This window comes from Streptomyces sp. NPDC058525 (assembly GCF_042719495.1).
Lineage (GTDB): Bacteria > Actinomycetota > Actinomycetes > Streptomycetales > Streptomycetaceae > Streptomyces.
The window spans coordinates 14,637-27,390 of the sequence record NZ_JBHXNP010000055.1; the positions used below are offsets into that span (position 1 = coordinate 14,637).

Annotated in this window: 20 protein-coding genes; all 20 read right to left on the reverse strand. The window is 67.3% G+C overall.

The window, feature by feature from the left end; translation table 11 throughout:
* Window positions 1-40: 40 nt before the first annotated feature.
* Complete coding sequence (gene rplR / locus ACFWP3_RS24370; RefSeq protein WP_030026334.1) at window positions 41-424, reverse strand: 50S ribosomal protein L18; 384 nt, start codon at window positions 422-424, stop codon at window positions 41-43.
* Between the two features lie 2 nt (window positions 425-426).
* On the reverse strand, window positions 427-966 hold the full coding sequence (rplF, locus tag ACFWP3_RS24375) for a 50S ribosomal protein L6 (protein ID WP_069921524.1): 540 nt from the start codon (window positions 964-966) through the stop codon (window positions 427-429).
* A 20-nt stretch (window positions 967-986) separates the two neighbouring features.
* Window positions 987-1,385, reverse strand: coding sequence for a 30S ribosomal protein S8 (gene rpsH / locus ACFWP3_RS24380; protein WP_007265911.1), 399 nt, complete (start codon window positions 1,383-1,385; stop codon window positions 987-989).
* 220 nt (window positions 1,386-1,605) lie between these two features.
* Window positions 1,606-1,791 carry a type Z 30S ribosomal protein S14 gene (locus ACFWP3_RS24385; protein ID WP_003956452.1) on the reverse strand — a complete coding sequence of 62 codons (186 nt, stop codon included), beginning with the start codon at window positions 1,789-1,791 and terminating at the stop codon, window positions 1,606-1,608.
* Between the two features lie 5 nt (window positions 1,792-1,796).
* Window positions 1,797-2,348: a 50S ribosomal protein L5 gene (gene rplE / locus ACFWP3_RS24390; RefSeq protein WP_030154702.1), complete on the reverse strand. Its 552-nt coding sequence runs from the start codon at window positions 2,346-2,348 to the stop codon at window positions 1,797-1,799.
* Window positions 2,348-2,659 (reverse strand): 50S ribosomal protein L24, encoded by a 312-nt coding sequence (rplX, locus tag ACFWP3_RS24395; protein WP_150258782.1) that lies wholly within the window; start codon window positions 2,657-2,659, stop codon window positions 2,348-2,350. Before rplX ends, rplE begins: the two co-directional genes overlap by 1 nt.
* Before the next feature lie 2 nt (window positions 2,660-2,661).
* A complete protein-coding gene (rplN, locus tag ACFWP3_RS24400; RefSeq protein WP_003956455.1) occupies window positions 2,662-3,030 on the reverse strand; it encodes a 50S ribosomal protein L14 in 369 nt (122 codons plus the stop codon).
* Window positions 3,031-3,135: 105 nt separating this feature from the next.
* Complete coding sequence (rpsQ, locus tag ACFWP3_RS24405) at window positions 3,136-3,417, reverse strand: 30S ribosomal protein S17 (protein ID WP_030008467.1); 282 nt, start codon at window positions 3,415-3,417, stop codon at window positions 3,136-3,138.
* On the reverse strand, window positions 3,417-3,641 hold the full coding sequence (rpmC, locus tag ACFWP3_RS24410) for a 50S ribosomal protein L29 (RefSeq protein ID WP_008739703.1): 225 nt from the start codon (window positions 3,639-3,641) through the stop codon (window positions 3,417-3,419). The genes rpsQ and rpmC overlap by 1 nt, the downstream gene beginning before the upstream one ends.
* Window positions 3,641-4,060, reverse strand: a complete 420-nt coding sequence (gene rplP, locus ACFWP3_RS24415) for a 50S ribosomal protein L16 (protein ID WP_030026326.1) — start codon at window positions 4,058-4,060, stop codon at window positions 3,641-3,643. Before rplP ends, rpmC begins: the two co-directional genes overlap by 1 nt.
* 5 nt (window positions 4,061-4,065) lie before the next feature.
* On the reverse strand, window positions 4,066-4,905 hold the full coding sequence (gene rpsC / locus ACFWP3_RS24420; protein ID WP_007265905.1) for a 30S ribosomal protein S3: 840 nt from the start codon (window positions 4,903-4,905) through the stop codon (window positions 4,066-4,068).
* Window positions 4,905-5,252, reverse strand: coding sequence for a 50S ribosomal protein L22 (rplV, locus tag ACFWP3_RS24425; RefSeq protein ID WP_007265904.1), 348 nt, complete (start codon window positions 5,250-5,252; stop codon window positions 4,905-4,907). Before rplV ends, rpsC begins: the two co-directional genes overlap by 1 nt.
* 43 nt (window positions 5,253-5,295) lie before the next feature.
* Window positions 5,296-5,577 carry a 30S ribosomal protein S19 gene (rpsS, locus tag ACFWP3_RS24430; protein ID WP_249767356.1) on the reverse strand — a complete coding sequence of 94 codons (282 nt, stop codon included), beginning with the start codon at window positions 5,575-5,577 and terminating at the stop codon, window positions 5,296-5,298.
* Window positions 5,578-5,589: 12 nt separating this feature from the next.
* The gene (rplB, locus tag ACFWP3_RS24435) at window positions 5,590-6,426 is read right to left on the reverse strand and encodes a 50S ribosomal protein L2 (RefSeq protein ID WP_362583027.1); all 837 of its coding nucleotides are present in this window, start codon (window positions 6,424-6,426) and stop codon (window positions 5,590-5,592) included.
* 39 nt (window positions 6,427-6,465) lie between these two features.
* Window positions 6,466-6,789, reverse strand: a complete 324-nt coding sequence (gene rplW, locus ACFWP3_RS24440) for a 50S ribosomal protein L23 (protein WP_045945286.1) — start codon at window positions 6,787-6,789, stop codon at window positions 6,466-6,468.
* Window positions 6,789-7,439, reverse strand: a complete 651-nt coding sequence (gene rplD / locus ACFWP3_RS24445; protein ID WP_030298210.1) for a 50S ribosomal protein L4 — start codon at window positions 7,437-7,439, stop codon at window positions 6,789-6,791. The genes rplW and rplD overlap by 1 nt, the downstream gene beginning before the upstream one ends.
* A 4-nt stretch (window positions 7,440-7,443) precedes the next feature.
* A complete protein-coding gene (rplC, locus tag ACFWP3_RS24450) occupies window positions 7,444-8,088 on the reverse strand; it encodes a 50S ribosomal protein L3 (protein ID WP_007265899.1) in 645 nt (214 codons plus the stop codon).
* A gap of 14 nt (window positions 8,089-8,102) precedes the next feature.
* Window positions 8,103-8,411 carry a 30S ribosomal protein S10 gene (gene rpsJ, locus ACFWP3_RS24455; protein WP_003948644.1) on the reverse strand — a complete coding sequence of 103 codons (309 nt, stop codon included), beginning with the start codon at window positions 8,409-8,411 and terminating at the stop codon, window positions 8,103-8,105.
* A 469-nt stretch (window positions 8,412-8,880) separates the two neighbouring features.
* Window positions 8,881-10,008, reverse strand: coding sequence for a hypothetical protein (locus tag ACFWP3_RS24460; RefSeq protein ID WP_384224735.1), 1,128 nt, complete (start codon window positions 10,006-10,008; stop codon window positions 8,881-8,883).
* A 95-nt stretch (window positions 10,009-10,103) separates the two neighbouring features.
* Complete coding sequence (locus tag ACFWP3_RS24465; protein WP_384224738.1) at window positions 10,104-12,698, reverse strand: N-acetylmuramoyl-L-alanine amidase; 2,595 nt, start codon at window positions 12,696-12,698, stop codon at window positions 10,104-10,106.
* Between the last annotated feature and the right edge of the window lie 56 nt (window positions 12,699-12,754).

The window sequence follows — 12,754 nt, forward strand, 5'->3', positions numbered from 1 at the left end:
TACCTCTCTCTGTTACGTCCGTGAGTCCCGGAACCGGGGCTTAGAACTTCAGCCCGGCTTCGCGGGCGGCGTCAGCCAGAGCGGCAATGCGCCCGGCGTATCGGTTGCCACCGCGGTCGAACACGACGGTCTCGACACCCGCAGCCTTGGCACGCTCGGCGACGAGCGCGCCGACAGCCTGGGCCTGGGCGCTCTTGTCGCCTTCGCCACCGCGGATCGAAGCGTCCAGGGTCGACGCCGACGCCAGGGTGTGACCCTGGAGGTCGTCGATGACCTGAGCAACGATGTTGCGGTTGGAACGCGTCACGACGAGGCGCGGACGCTCCGCCGTACCCGAGACGTTCTTGCGGATGCGGATGTGGCGGCGAGCCTTGGCAGCGCGCTTGTACGCGTCGCCCTTGGCGATCTTCACACCGTATGCCATGGCTACTTACCAGCCTTTCCGACCTTGCGGCGGATGACTTCGCCGGCGTACTTGACACCCTTGGCCTTGTACGGGTCGGGCTTCCGCAGCTTGCGGATGTTGGCGGCGACCTCGCCGACCTTCTGCTTGTCGATGCCCTCGACCGAGAACTTGGTCGGCGACTCGACCTTGAAGGAGATGCCCTCGGGCGCCTCCACCAGGATCGGGTGGCTGTAGCCGAGCTGGAACTCCAGGTTGGAGCCCTTCGCGGCCACGCGGTAACCGACACCGCTGATCTCGAGAGCCTTGACGTACCCCGTGGTCACACCGGTGATCATGTTCGCCACCAGCGTGCGGGACAGGCCGTGCAGGGCCTTGTTCTGACGCTCGTCGTTCGGACGGGTGACGTTCAGAACGCCAGCCTCGTCCTTGACGACTGCGATGGGCGCCTTAACGGTGTGCGCGAGGGAACCCTTGGGGCCCTTCACGTTGACCGTCTGGCCATCGATGGTGACGTCCACACCGGCGGGAACCTGGATGGGGAGCTTGCCGATTCGCGACATTGCTTTTCCTCCGTTCCCGACTACCAGACGTAGGCGAGGACTTCCCCACCTACGCCCTTCTTGCCTGCCTGCTGGCCGGTCAGGAGACCGTGGGACGTGGAGATGATCGCCACGCCCAGGCCGCCGAGGACCTTCGGCAGGTTGGTGGACTTCGCGTACACGCGCAGACCGGGCTTCGAGATCCGCTTGATGCCCGCGATGGAGCGCTCACGGTTCGGCCCGAACTTCAGCTCGAGGACGAGGTTCTTGCCGACCTCGGCGTCCTCGACCTTCCAGCCGGTGATGAAACCCTCCTGCTTGAGGATCTCTGCGATGTGCGACTTGATCTTGCTGTGCGGCATCACGACGGTGTCGTGGTACGCCGAGTTAGCGTTACGCAGACGCGTGAGCATGTCTGCGATCGGGTCAGTCATGGTCATGAAGTGGCCTTCGGCCTCTCTCGCCGGGGTTTCCTGTATGCGCCATCCCTCTCCCCACTCAGTGGCGGGACGGGTGCGGTGCGGGGACCTACGGCGTAGTAAGTCGATAGGGCGGCGGACGCCCAACCCCACAAGCCTACGGCATGCGGGCAGGGCGGTCCGCCGACCTGATGCTTACCGAGAGCGTCTGGAAAACCTCAACACCCAAAGGGTGGGAGGGTTACCAGGAGCTCTTGGTCACGCCCGGCAGCTCGCCACGGTGAGCCATCTCACGAAGGCACACGCGGCACAGGCCGAACTTGCGGTACACGGAGTGGGGACGACCGCAGCGCTGGCAGCGGGTGTACGCACGCACACCGAACTTGGGCTTGCGGGCAGCCTTCGCGATGAGAGCCTTCTTCGCCATCTCGCTTACGCCTCCTTGAAGGGGAAGCCGAGGTGACGAAGGAGCGCGCGGCCCTCAGCGTCGTTGGTCGCCGTGGTGACCACGGTGATGTCCATACCCCGGGTACGGTCGATCTTGTCCTGGTCGATCTCGTGGAACATGACCTGCTCCGTGAGACCGAAGGTGTAGTTGCCACGGCCGTCGAACTGCTTCGGCGACAGACCACGGAAGTCACGGATACGCGGCAGCGCGAGCGACAGCGTACGGTCCAGGAACTCCCACATGCGGTCACCACGGAGGGTGACGTGGCAGCCGATCGGCTGACCCTCACGCAGCTTGAACTGCGCGATGGACTTGCGAGCCTTCGTGACGGCCGGCTTCTGACCGGTGATCGTCGTCAGGTCGCGGATGGCGCCGTCGATCAGCTTGGAGTCGCGGGCGGCGTCGCCCACACCCATGTTGACCACGATCTTCACGAGGCCGGGGATCTGCATGACGTTCTCGTACGAGAACTCCTCACGCAGCTTGCCCGCGATGTCCTCGCGGTACTTCGTCTTGAGACGCGGAGTGGTAGCCATCAGATGTCCTCACCCGTCCGCTTGGCAACGCGGATCTTGTTGCCCTCGTCGTCGAAGCGGTAGCCGACGCGGGTGACGACCTTCTTGCCGTCCTTCTCCACAACCAGCTGAACGTTGCTCACGTGGACCGGGGCCTCGGTGATCACGATGCCACCGGCCTGGTTCTGCGCGGCCTTGGTGTGCTTCTTGACCCGGTTGACACCCTCGACGAGGACACGGTTCTCAGCGGGGAAGGCAACAATGACCTTGCCCTGCTTGCCCTTGTCCTTACCGGTGATGACCTGGACCAGGTCGCCCTTCTTGATCTTCATGCTTACAGCACCTCCGGCGCGAGCGAGATGATCTTCATGAACTTCTTCTCGCGCAGCTCACGGCCGACGGGGCCGAAGATACGGGTGCCGCGAGGGTCGCCGTCGTTCTTCAGAATGACGGCGGCGTTCTCGTCGAAGCGGATGTACGAGCCGTCCTGGCGGCGGCGCTCCTTGACGGTGCGAACGATGACCGCCTTGACGACGTCACCCTTCTTCACGTTGCCACCGGGGATCGCGTCCTTGACGGTGGCGACGATGACGTCACCGATGCCCGCGTAGCGGCGACCGGAGCCACCGAGAACACGGATGCAAAGGATCTCCTTGGCACCAGTGTTGTCGGCGACACGCAGTCGCGACTCCTGCTGGATCACGTCTATCTCCTGTTTGTCTGCCGGTTCCCGGCGGGGGCTTCACTCCGAGGAGCTGGGCCCCCACCGAGCCTGGCGGAACGAATCCGAGGGAAACCCCTCAGATACTTACTTGGCCTTCTCGAGGATCTCGACGATGCGCCAGCGCTTGCTCGCCGACAGCGGACGCGTCTCCATGATGAGGACGCGGTCGCCGACGCCGGCAGCGTTCTGCTCGTCGTGCGCCTTGAGCTTGTTCGTACGGCGGATGACCTTGCCGTACAGGGCGTGCTTCACGCGGTCCTCGACGGCGACGACGACGGTCTTGTCCATCTTGTCGCTGACGACCAGACCCTCACGGGTCTTGCGGAAACCGCGCTCGGTCTTCTCAGTCACGTTGTTCTCGCTCATCAGGCGCTCTCCACCGTCTCGATACCGAGCTCACGCTCGTGCATCAGGGTGTAGATGCGAGCGATGTCCTTACGGACGGACTTGAGCCGGCCGTTGTTCTCCAGCTGACCCGTGGCCGCCTGGAAGCGGAGCTTGAACAGCTCCTCCTTGGCCTCGCGCAGCTTGCCAACGAGCTCCTCGTTGCCGAGCTCACGCAGCTCGGACGCCTTGGTTCCCGTCGCCATCACGACTCACCTGCCTCGCGCCGAACAATCCGGCACTTCATCGGAAGCTTGTGAGCAGCGCGGGTGAGCGCCTCACGAGCAATCTTCTCGTTCGGGTAGGACAGCTCGAACATGACCCGACCCGGGTGCACGTTGGCGATCCACCACTCGGGAGAACCCTTACCGGAACCCATGCGGGTCTCGGCAGGCTTCTTCGTGAGCGGACGGTCCGGGTAGATGTTGATCCAGACCTTGCCGCCACGCTTGATGTGGCGGGTCATCGCGATACGAGCCGCCTCGATCTGGCGGTTCGTGACGTAGGCGGGGGTGAGCGCCTGGATGCCGTACTCGCCGAACGAGACCTCAGTACCGCCCTTGGCCATACCGCGGCGCTTCGGGTGGTGCTGCTTACGGTGCTTGACCCTACGAGGGATCAGCATGTTGGTCAGGCCTCCGTTCCGGTGCTCTCAGCCGGAGCGGCGGCGGGGGCGTCGGCCTTGGGGGCCTCGGCACCAGCAGCCTGCTGCGGCTTGCGGCCACCACGGCCGCCGCGCTCGCCACCACGGCCACCACGGCCGGCGGGACGGTCGCCAGCGCCGGCACCACGGGCCGGGCGGTTACCCGCACGGGCCGCAGCGTTCTCGGCGCGAACCTCGGCGATGTTCTTGACGTCGCCCTTGTAGATCCAGACCTTCACGCCGATACGGCCGAAGGTGGTCTTGGCCTCGAAGAAGCCGTAGTCCACGTTCGCGCGCAGCGTGTGCAGCGGCACACGACCCTCGCGGTAGAACTCGGAGCGGGACATCTCGGCGCCGCCGAGGCGGCCACCGCACTGGATCTTGATGCCCTTGGCGCCGGCCTTCATCGTGCCCTGCATGCTCTTGCGCATGGCACGACGGAAGGAGACGCGGGAGGAGAGCTGCTCGGCAACGGCCTGGGCAACCAGCTGAGCGTCGAGCTCGGGGTTCTTGACCTCGAGGATGTTCAGCTGGACCTGCTTGCCCGTGAGCTTCTCGAGGTCACCGCGGATGCGGTCGGCCTCGGCGCCACGGCGGCCGATGACGATGCCCGGACGAGCGGTGTGGATGTCCACACGCACGCGGTCACGGGTGCGCTCGATCTCAACCTTCGAGATGCCGGCGCGCTCCATGCCGGACGTCATCATCCGACGGATGGCGACGTCTTCCTTGACGTAGTCCTTGTACAGCTTGTCGGCGTACCAACGCGACTTGAAGTCGGTGGTGATGCCGAGCCGGAACCCGTGCGGGTTTACCTTCTGGCCCATTACCGGGAACCTTCCTTGCTGCTGACGACCACGGTGATGTGGCTGGTCCGCTTGCGGATCCGGTAGGCACGGCCCTGGGCACGCGGACGGAACCGCTTCAGGGTCGGGCCCTCGTCCACGTACGCCTCGCTGATGACCAGCGTGGAGGCGTCCGGGTGGTTGTAGTTGTGTGCGGCGTTGGCAATGGCGCTGTCCAGCACCTTGCCGACCGGCACGCTCGCGGCCTGCGGGGCGAAACGCAGGACCGCCTGAGCCTCCGTGGCATCCATGCCACGGATAAGGTCCACCACGCGGCGGGCCTTCATGGGCGTGACGCGGATGTACCGCGCCTGGGCCCTGGCTTCCATGGTTGTCCCTTCGGTGTAAGTCATAGTCGTAACCACCCCGCGTTTAGCGGCGCTTCGACTTCCGGTCGTCCTTGACGTGGCCGCGGAAGGTGCGAGTCGGCGAGAACTCGCCGAGCTTGTGGCCGACCATCGACTCGGTGACGAACACCGGGACGTGGGTCTTGCCGTTGTGCACCGCGATGGTGTGACCCAGCATGGCCGGGATGATCATCGAGCGACGGGACCAGGTCTTGATGACGTTCTTGGTACCAGCTTCGTTCTGAGCGTCCACCTTCTTCACGAGGTGGTCGTCGACGAAGGGTCCCTTCTTGAGACTGCGCGGCATCTAAACCCGCTCCTAGCGCTTCTTGTTCGTCTTGCGGCGGCGGACGATGTACTTGCTCGAAGCCTTCTTCGGCGAGCGAGTACGACCCTCCTTCTGACCCCACGGGGAGACCGGGTGGCGACCACCACTGGTCTTGCCCTCACCACCACCGTGCGGGTGGTCAACCGGGTTCATCGCGACACCGCGGACGGACGGGCGAACGCCCTTCCAGCGCATGCGGCCGGCCTTGCCCCAGTTGATGTTCGACTGCTCGGCGTTGCCGACCTCGCCGACCGTGGCGCGGCAGCGCGCGTCGACGAGACGGATCTCGCCGGACGGCATGCGGAGGTGGGCCATGACGCCCTCCTTCGCGAGCAGCTGCACGGAGGCACCAGCGGAGCGCGCGAACTTGGCGCCGCCACCGGGGCGGAGCTCGATCGCGTGGATCGTGGTACCAACCGGGATGTTGCGGAGCGCCAGGTTGTTGCCGGGCTTGATGTCGGCCGTCGGGCCGTTCTCAATCCGGTCACCCTGCTGCAGACCGCGCGGCGCGATGATGTAGCGCTTCTCGCCGTCGGCGTAGTGCAGCAGCGCGATGCGCGCGGTGCGGTTGGGGTCGTACTCGATGTGCGCGACCTTGGCCGGCACGCCGTCCTTGTCGTGACGACGGAAGTCGATCACGCGGTAGGCGCGCTTGTGGCCACCGCCCTGGTGGCGAACGGTCACACGACCGGTGTTGTTACGGCCGCCCTTGCTGTGCAGGGGGCGGACCAGCGACTTCTCCGGCGTGGACCGCGTGATCTCGACAAAGTCGGCGACGCTGGAGCCACGACGGCCCGGGGTCGTCGGCTTGTACTTGCGGATACCCATTTCTCAGTCCTCGTCCGATTCCGGACGACTAGACCTCCGTTAGGAGGCCTGGCCGCCGAAGATGTCGATACGGTTGCCCTCGGCAAGGGTCACGATGGCGCGCTTGGTGTTGGCGCGCTTGCCGAAACCGGTCTTGGTGCGCTTGCGCTTACCCTGACGGTTGATCGTGTTGACCCCGGTGACCTTGACCGAGAAGACCGCTTCCACGGCCTGCTTGATCTGGGTCTTGTTGGCGCCGGGCGCGACGATGAACGTGTACTTGTTCTCGTCCAGCAGCGCGTAGCTCTTCTCCGAGACGACCGGCTTGATCAGCAGGTCGCGCGGGTCGGAGAAGGTCTTGCTGGTAACGGTCGCCTCAGACATCAGGCGTCGCTCCCTTCGGTCTCATCGGCCTTGGGGCCAGACACGAAGGACTCGAGCGCGGCCTGGGTGAAGACCACGTCGTCAGAGACGATCACGTCGTACGTGTTCAGCTGGCCCGGCTCCAGGATGTGAACCTGGGGCAGGTTGCGGGCGGACAGCCACGCGGCCTCGTCGGCGCGCTCGACGACCAGGAGCAGGTTCTTGCGCTCCGAGATCTTGCCGAACAGCGTCTTGGCGGCCTTCGTGGAGACGGCACCCTCGACCACGCCGGTGACGACGTGGATGCGGGAGTGACGCGCACGGTCCGAGAGGGCACCGCGGAGGGCGGCGACCTTCATCTTCTTGGGGGTCCGCTGCGAGTAGTCACGCGGCTGCGGGCCGTGGACGACGCCACCGCCTGCGAACTGCGGAGCGCGGGTCGAACCCTGACGGGCGCGGCCGGTGCCCTTCTGGCGGTACGGCTTGCGGCCACCACCACGGACTTCGCCACGGGTCTTGGTCTTGTGCGTGCCCTGACGGGCAGCAGCCAGCTGCGCGACAACGACCTGGTGGATCAGCGGAACGCTGGTCTTCGCGTCGAAGATCTCCGCGGGGAGCTCGACGGTACCGGCCTTGTCGCCTGCCGGCGAAAGGATGTCAATGGTGCTCATTACCTCAAGCCCCCTTGGCCGCGGTACGGACCAGGACGAGGCCGCCGTTCGGACCGGGGACCGCGCCCTTGATGAGGAGCAGACCCTTCTCCGCGTCAACCGCGTGGATGGTCAGGTTCTGGGTGGTGACGCGCTCGTTACCCATGCGACCGGCCATGCGCATGCCCTTGAAGACACGCCCAGGGGTGGCACAGCCACCGATCGAACCGGGGGAGCGGTGCTTGCGCTGCACACCGTGACCGGCGCCGAGGCCCCGGAAGTTGTGCCGCTTCATGACACCGGCGAAGCCCTTGCCCTTGCTGTTGCCCGTGACGTCAACCTTGACGCCGGACTCGAACACCTCAGCAGTGATCTCCTGGCCGAGCGTGTACTCGCTGGCGTCGGAGGTGCGGAGCTCCACCAGGTGGCGGCGGGGGGTCACGTCGGCCTTGGCGAAGTGGCCCTTGAGGGGCTTGTTCACCTTGCGCGGGTCGATCTCGCCGAAGGCGATCTGGACCGACTCGTAGCCGTCGATGTCGTTCGTACGGACCTGGGTAACGACGCAGGGCCCGGCCTTGACGACGGTCACCGGGACGACACGGTTGTTCTCGTCCCAGACCTGGGTCATGCCGAGCTTCTCGCCCAGGACGCCCTTGATCTGCTTTGCCATCTTCTCGACGCCTCTCAGAGCTTGATCTCGATGTCAACGCCGGCCGGAAGGTCCAGGCGCATCAGCGAGTCAACGGTCTTGGGCGTCGGGTCGAGGATGTCGATCAGGCGCTTGTGCGTGCGCATCTCGAAGTGCTCGCGCGAGTCCTTGTACTTGTGCGGCGACTTGATGACGCAGTACACGTTCTTCTCAGTGGGCAGCGGCACCGGGCCCGCGACCGACGCACCAGTGCGGGTCACCGTCTCGACGATCTTCTTCGCCGAGGAGTCGATGACCTCGTGGTCGTAGGCCTTGAGCCGGATGCGGATCTTCTGTCCCGCCATGGCTACTCCGTAGTCCTGTCTCTATGTGGAAACGCTCTGGCTCTCGGTCGGCTGCGGGACGGATCCTGCGGCTTCTCTCCGACCCACGCGGTCGGGCGTGTCGCACTCCCTCTACAGAAAATTCCCATACGGAAATTCCCTCGTCCAAGGGGGTGCGGTCCCTGTGACCGCGTTTCGGGGGAGAAACACCCACCGAGCGCCTGGTGTGCACCGTGCTGACACTTCCCAGAAGATTCCCGTACGTCCGTCCCCATTGCTGCCCCGGAAGGCAGATTAAGGACGACGAGTACTGTGGGACTCGCTTCCGGTCCTCCCGGCGGGAGGCGCGCAGCATCGGCACTCAGCCGAGCAACTTGAGTAGTCTGCCATACGAGGCACGTACCTGGCCAATCGGGCGGAAGAGAATACCCCGCGACGCTGCGTGGTCAAACCGCCGCACCCATCGCCGCGCGCGGGGCATCTCCCCCGGTCAGGACCTCGACACGGTGCCGCAGCCCTCCTGGCCGGTCTGGTCGATGCCCTTGCTCCGGTCGTACGGGTCCTGGGGCGTCCCGGAGGGGGTCACTCCGGCCACCGGGTCCGCGTCGAAGGCCGGGTGCACATAGCCGTCGTACACCTCGCAGGCGCTGTTCGCGAGGTCGACGCGGTAGCTCTCCAGCCAGAGGCGGCCGGGCGTGGACTCCCACTTGCGCCGGTCGGCGATCGAGAAGGTGATCTCGCGGCGCACGATGGTCCGCTCGACCTGCTCCGAGCCGGCGGCGGCCTTCACGAGCGGGTAGACGAAGGTGTAGTCGGCCAGCACCCGGGCCTGGCCGGGCTGCCCGCCGGGCTCGACCCACATCCGCCCGCGCACCTTGACCACCTCGCCCACCAGCGCCAGCTCGGCCGGGTTGTACCGGGTGAACAGGTTCAGCGGGTCCTGGTCCCGGCCCGGCTTCGCGAGGGAGCGGTCCAGGAGCGCCGTCGTCTCGCCGTCCTTCGGGTCCAGCAGGCCCAGCGCGGCCTTGGGCCGCTCCCCCCGCAGGGTCGCCGGGTCGAGGTTGGCCGCGATCAGGAACTGCTTGCCCTTCTCCAGCGCGTCCGCGACCTGCTCCTTGGTCATCCCGCCGACGGCCTCGGCCGCGGGCAGCTCGATGCCGGCGGCGCCGTCCGCCCACTGGAGGGCCGGGGAGCCGCGGAAAGGTTCCTGCAAGGTCGGGCGGTCCGGGTCCACCGTCGGCGGCGCGGCCGTCGGGGCCGCGGTCTCCGGAGCCGGCGGGGGCGCGTTCCGCGCGTCCTCGCGGGCCTGCGACGTGCCCGTGATGCGGTCGATGAGCAGCTCGGGCCGTACGGCGACCAGCGCGACCCCCGCGATGACGGCGACGGCCAGCACGGCCCCCAGCCGCCGCCCCCGCCTCCCCCGGCCCTCCCTCTCCTGCCAGGCCGGGCCGGTGCGCCACCCCGGCGGGTCCTGCTCGTGGCGCAGCCGCTCGGTCACCATCCGCTGCCGCGCCGAAGGCTCCCTGGGCGCGTCCTGCGCCCCCTCTGCGGCCTGCTGCGCGAACCGGTCCCACTCCGCGTCGGAGACGCCCGGTCTGTCGTCGTCGTTCTTCCCCATGCCCCTGTTCCCTGTTCCCCTGCCCCGGAATGCGGGAGAGGCCCCGCACCCTCTGGTGCGGAGCCTCTCACGTGCGGAATGACCAGTTCAGGCCACTAGCTGAAATAGCCCGTGATGTCCGCGATGAGATCCACGGACCCCGCGTTGTTGTAGAAGCTGACCTTCCCGTCGACGACCGGGACGACCACCAGGTTGGGGATCGTGAGACCGGCCGTGAAGTTCAGGTTCGAGGCGCTCGTACGGGTCGTGCCGCTGGGGAAGACCGACACGAAGCTCGCCTCGGTCGGGTTCGTGGCCGTCACGTTCAGCACCACGGCCTTGACGCCGGTGGCCGGGATGCCGCGCACGCCCGCCACCGGCAGGGTGACGACGCTGCCGCCGGCCACCGGGCCCTGCCGCACGCCGAGGCCCGCACGGGTGTCCATCAGGCGCTTCGGACCGAAGTTCGCCTGCATGGCGCCCGCGTCGCTGTCGGAGAAGTAGCCCGTGATGTCGGCGATCAGGTCGACGGTGCCCTGGTTGTTGTAGAAGCTGACCTTCCCGTCCACGACCGGCACGACCACCAGGTTGGGGATCGTCTGGCCCGGGGTGAAGTTCAGGTTCGAGGCGCTGGAGCGGGTCGTACCGCTCGGGTACACGGACACGAAGCTCGGCTGCGTCGGGTTCGTGGCCGTCACGTTCAGCACCACGGCCTTGACGCCGGTGGCCGGGACGCCGTCGACGCCCGCCACGGGCAGGGTGACCACGCCGCCGGTGCCGACCGGGCCCTTGGCGACGCCGAGGCCCTCACGGGTGTCCATCAGGCGCTTGGGACCGAAGTTGGTCTGCGTCGCGCCCTCACCGCTCGAGGTGAAGTAGCCGGTGATGTCGGCGATCAGGTCGACGTTGCCCTGGTTGTTGTAGAAGCTGACGGTCCCGTTGACGACCGGCACGACGACCAGGTTGGGGATGGTCTTGCCCGGGGTGAAGTTCAGGTTCGACGCGCTGGAGCGGGTCGTACCGCCCGGGTACACCGACACGAAGCTCGGCTCCGTCGGGTTCGTCGCCGTCACGTTCAGCACCACCGCGGTGGGCGTGCCACCGGTCGCGGCGGCCACCGGCAGGGTGACCACGCCGCCCGAGCCGACCGGGCCCTTGCGGACACCGAGACCCTCACGGGTGTCCATCAGGCGCTTCGGGGACAGCGGGACGAACTTGGCGCCCTTGACGTCGGCGTCGACGTTGACCGCGAGGCTCGTGGAGACCTTGCCGTTCGCGGCGGTCGCCTTGACCCGGACCTCGTGGCGGCCGTTGGTGACCGCCACCATCGCCTTGCGCTCGGACGCGCCGACGGTCGCCACGGACTCGCCGTCGACCAGCACGTCGAAGGTGCTCAGCTGGCCGCTCGCCGTGCTGGTGGTCCAGTCGACCGTGAGGGCCGCGCCGCTCGGGAAGGTGGCGCCGGGCGTGGCCGCCGCGCCGTTCACCGAGGCGATCTGCAACTGGGCCGCGGGGCCCGACTTCCGGAGCGAATCCAGCTGCGGGTAGAGCTGGTTGCCCGGGCACTGGGTGTTGAAGCCGTCGCGGTGGCCCGAGACGGTCTTGAAGGTGTACTGCTGCCCGGCGGTGAACTTGGTGCCGAAGAAGTTGGGCTGGGTGGCGCCGGCGGTCAGCGTCGTGGTGCCGTTCATGTCGCCGTCGTACTGGCCCAGCTTGTACGCCGCGACCTTGGAGATGCCTTCGAGCGCCGCGGCCGAGGCCCCGGCGTTCGTGTAGTCACCGAGGACGGCGACGCTCGTCGACTCCTGGTTCCAGCCGAAGGTGTGCGCGCCCATGACGGGCTGGTCCACACCGCCCTGACGGCCCTCGAAGAGGTTGCCGCACTTGTCGACGAGGAAGTTGTAGCCGAGGTCCCGCCAGCCGTTGGTCTTCACGTGGTAGACGTGCAGGCTGCGCACGATGGCCGCGGACTCGGAGCACTCGTACGACGCGTTGGACGCGGTGTGGTGGACGAAGAGCGCCTTGACCTTCGCTCCGGGGAGGTAGACCGGGCCCTCGTTGTTCAGGGACTCGTCGGCGCCCCACTGCACGCGCGAGGCCAGGTCCGGCCGCGGGGAGGTCGACTCCGGTCCCGGCGTCGTGGGGGCCGGGTCGGCGGCGGGAAGCGCGAAGGAGGCCGTCCCCATGCCGAGGGAGCCCTTCTTCTTGGCCTTCGCGGCCTTCGCCACGCCCGTGCCCGGGTCCACCATGTTCAGTTCCATGCCGGCGGGCAGCTCGGCGGCGCCGCCGCCCACCCGTACCTCGGCACCGTCCGAAGGACCGACCCAGACGGGCTCGGTCGCGCCGCGCAGGCCGGGGCGCTTGCCGTCGAGGCCGGACTCGGCCTGCTCCAGTTCCTTCCACTTCGACCACTTGCCGCTGGCGGCGTCCCGGGTGCGGGCCTCGATCTTGCCCTTCACCTCGGCCTCGGGGTCGGTCCAGGAGACACCGAGGAGCCCGAAGGGCGCGGTGTCCCGCTGGGAGAGGACGGCCTCGCCCTTGCCCTTGGGCTGCAGCGCGAGCTTGTGCAGCTCCCCCTCGACCGGGCCCTTCTCGCGGGCGGCCGCGCTGTACGGCGACACCTCACCCTCGCCGTCGACGCCGTTGGCGACTCCCTGGATGCCGAAGACGGCGACGACACCGAGCGCGGCGGCGAGAGCCGTACCGCGCACACGACCTAGTTTCAAGTTGTCCCCAACCCCTGTTGTGAGTCCGCCAGAAGACATGC

Excerpts from the sequence above, each read along its gene's own strand:
- ACFWP3_RS24385 (WP_003956452.1), bottom strand. The coding sequence starts at position 1,791 with ATGGCGAAGAAGGCTCTCATCGCGAAGGCTGCCCGCAAGCCCAAGTTC.
- rpsJ (WP_003948644.1), bottom strand. The coding sequence starts at position 8,411 with ATGGCGGGACAGAAGATCCGCATCCGGCTCAAGGCCTACGACCACGAG.
- rplV (WP_007265904.1), bottom strand. The coding sequence starts at position 5,252 with ATGGAAGCCAGGGCCCAGGCGCGGTACATCCGCGTCACGCCCATGAAG.
- rplR (WP_030026334.1), bottom strand. The coding sequence starts at position 424 with ATGGCATACGGTGTGAAGATCGCCAAGGGCGACGCGTACAAGCGCGCT.
- rpsH (WP_007265911.1), bottom strand. The coding sequence starts at position 1,385 with ATGACCATGACTGACCCGATCGCAGACATGCTCACGCGTCTGCGTAAC.
- rpmC (WP_008739703.1), bottom strand. The coding sequence starts at position 3,641 with ATGGCGACGGGAACCAAGGCGTCCGAGCTGCGTGAGCTCGGCAACGAG.
- rpsC (WP_007265905.1), bottom strand. The coding sequence starts at position 4,905 with ATGGGCCAGAAGGTAAACCCGCACGGGTTCCGGCTCGGCATCACCACC.
- rplC (WP_007265899.1), bottom strand. The coding sequence starts at position 8,088 with ATGGCAAAGCAGATCAAGGGCGTCCTGGGCGAGAAGCTCGGCATGACC.
- rpsQ (WP_030008467.1), bottom strand. The coding sequence starts at position 3,417 with ATGAGCGAGAACAACGTGACTGAGAAGACCGAGCGCGGTTTCCGCAAG.
- rplF (WP_069921524.1), bottom strand. The coding sequence starts at position 966 with ATGTCGCGAATCGGCAAGCTCCCCATCCAGGTTCCCGCCGGTGTGGAC.
- rplD (WP_030298210.1), bottom strand. The coding sequence starts at position 7,439 with ATGAGCACCATTGACATCCTTTCGCCGGCAGGCGACAAGGCCGGTACC.
- rplW (WP_045945286.1), bottom strand. The coding sequence starts at position 6,789 with ATGTCTGAGGCGACCGTTACCAGCAAGACCTTCTCCGACCCGCGCGAC.
- rplP (WP_030026326.1), bottom strand. The coding sequence starts at position 4,060 with ATGCTGATCCCTCGTAGGGTCAAGCACCGTAAGCAGCACCACCCGAAG.
- rplE (WP_030154702.1), bottom strand. The coding sequence starts at position 2,348 with ATGGCTACCACTCCGCGTCTCAAGACGAAGTACCGCGAGGACATCGCG.
- ACFWP3_RS24460 (WP_384224735.1), bottom strand. The coding sequence starts at position 10,008 with ATGGGGAAGAACGACGACGACAGACCGGGCGTCTCCGACGCGGAGTGG.
- rpsS (WP_249767356.1), bottom strand. The coding sequence starts at position 5,577 with ATGCCGCGCAGTCTCAAGAAGGGACCCTTCGTCGACGACCACCTCGTG.
- rplX (WP_150258782.1), bottom strand. The coding sequence starts at position 2,659 with ATGAAGATCAAGAAGGGCGACCTGGTCCAGGTCATCACCGGTAAGGAC.
- rplB (WP_362583027.1), bottom strand. The coding sequence starts at position 6,426 with ATGGGTATCCGCAAGTACAAGCCGACGACCCCGGGCCGTCGTGGCTCC.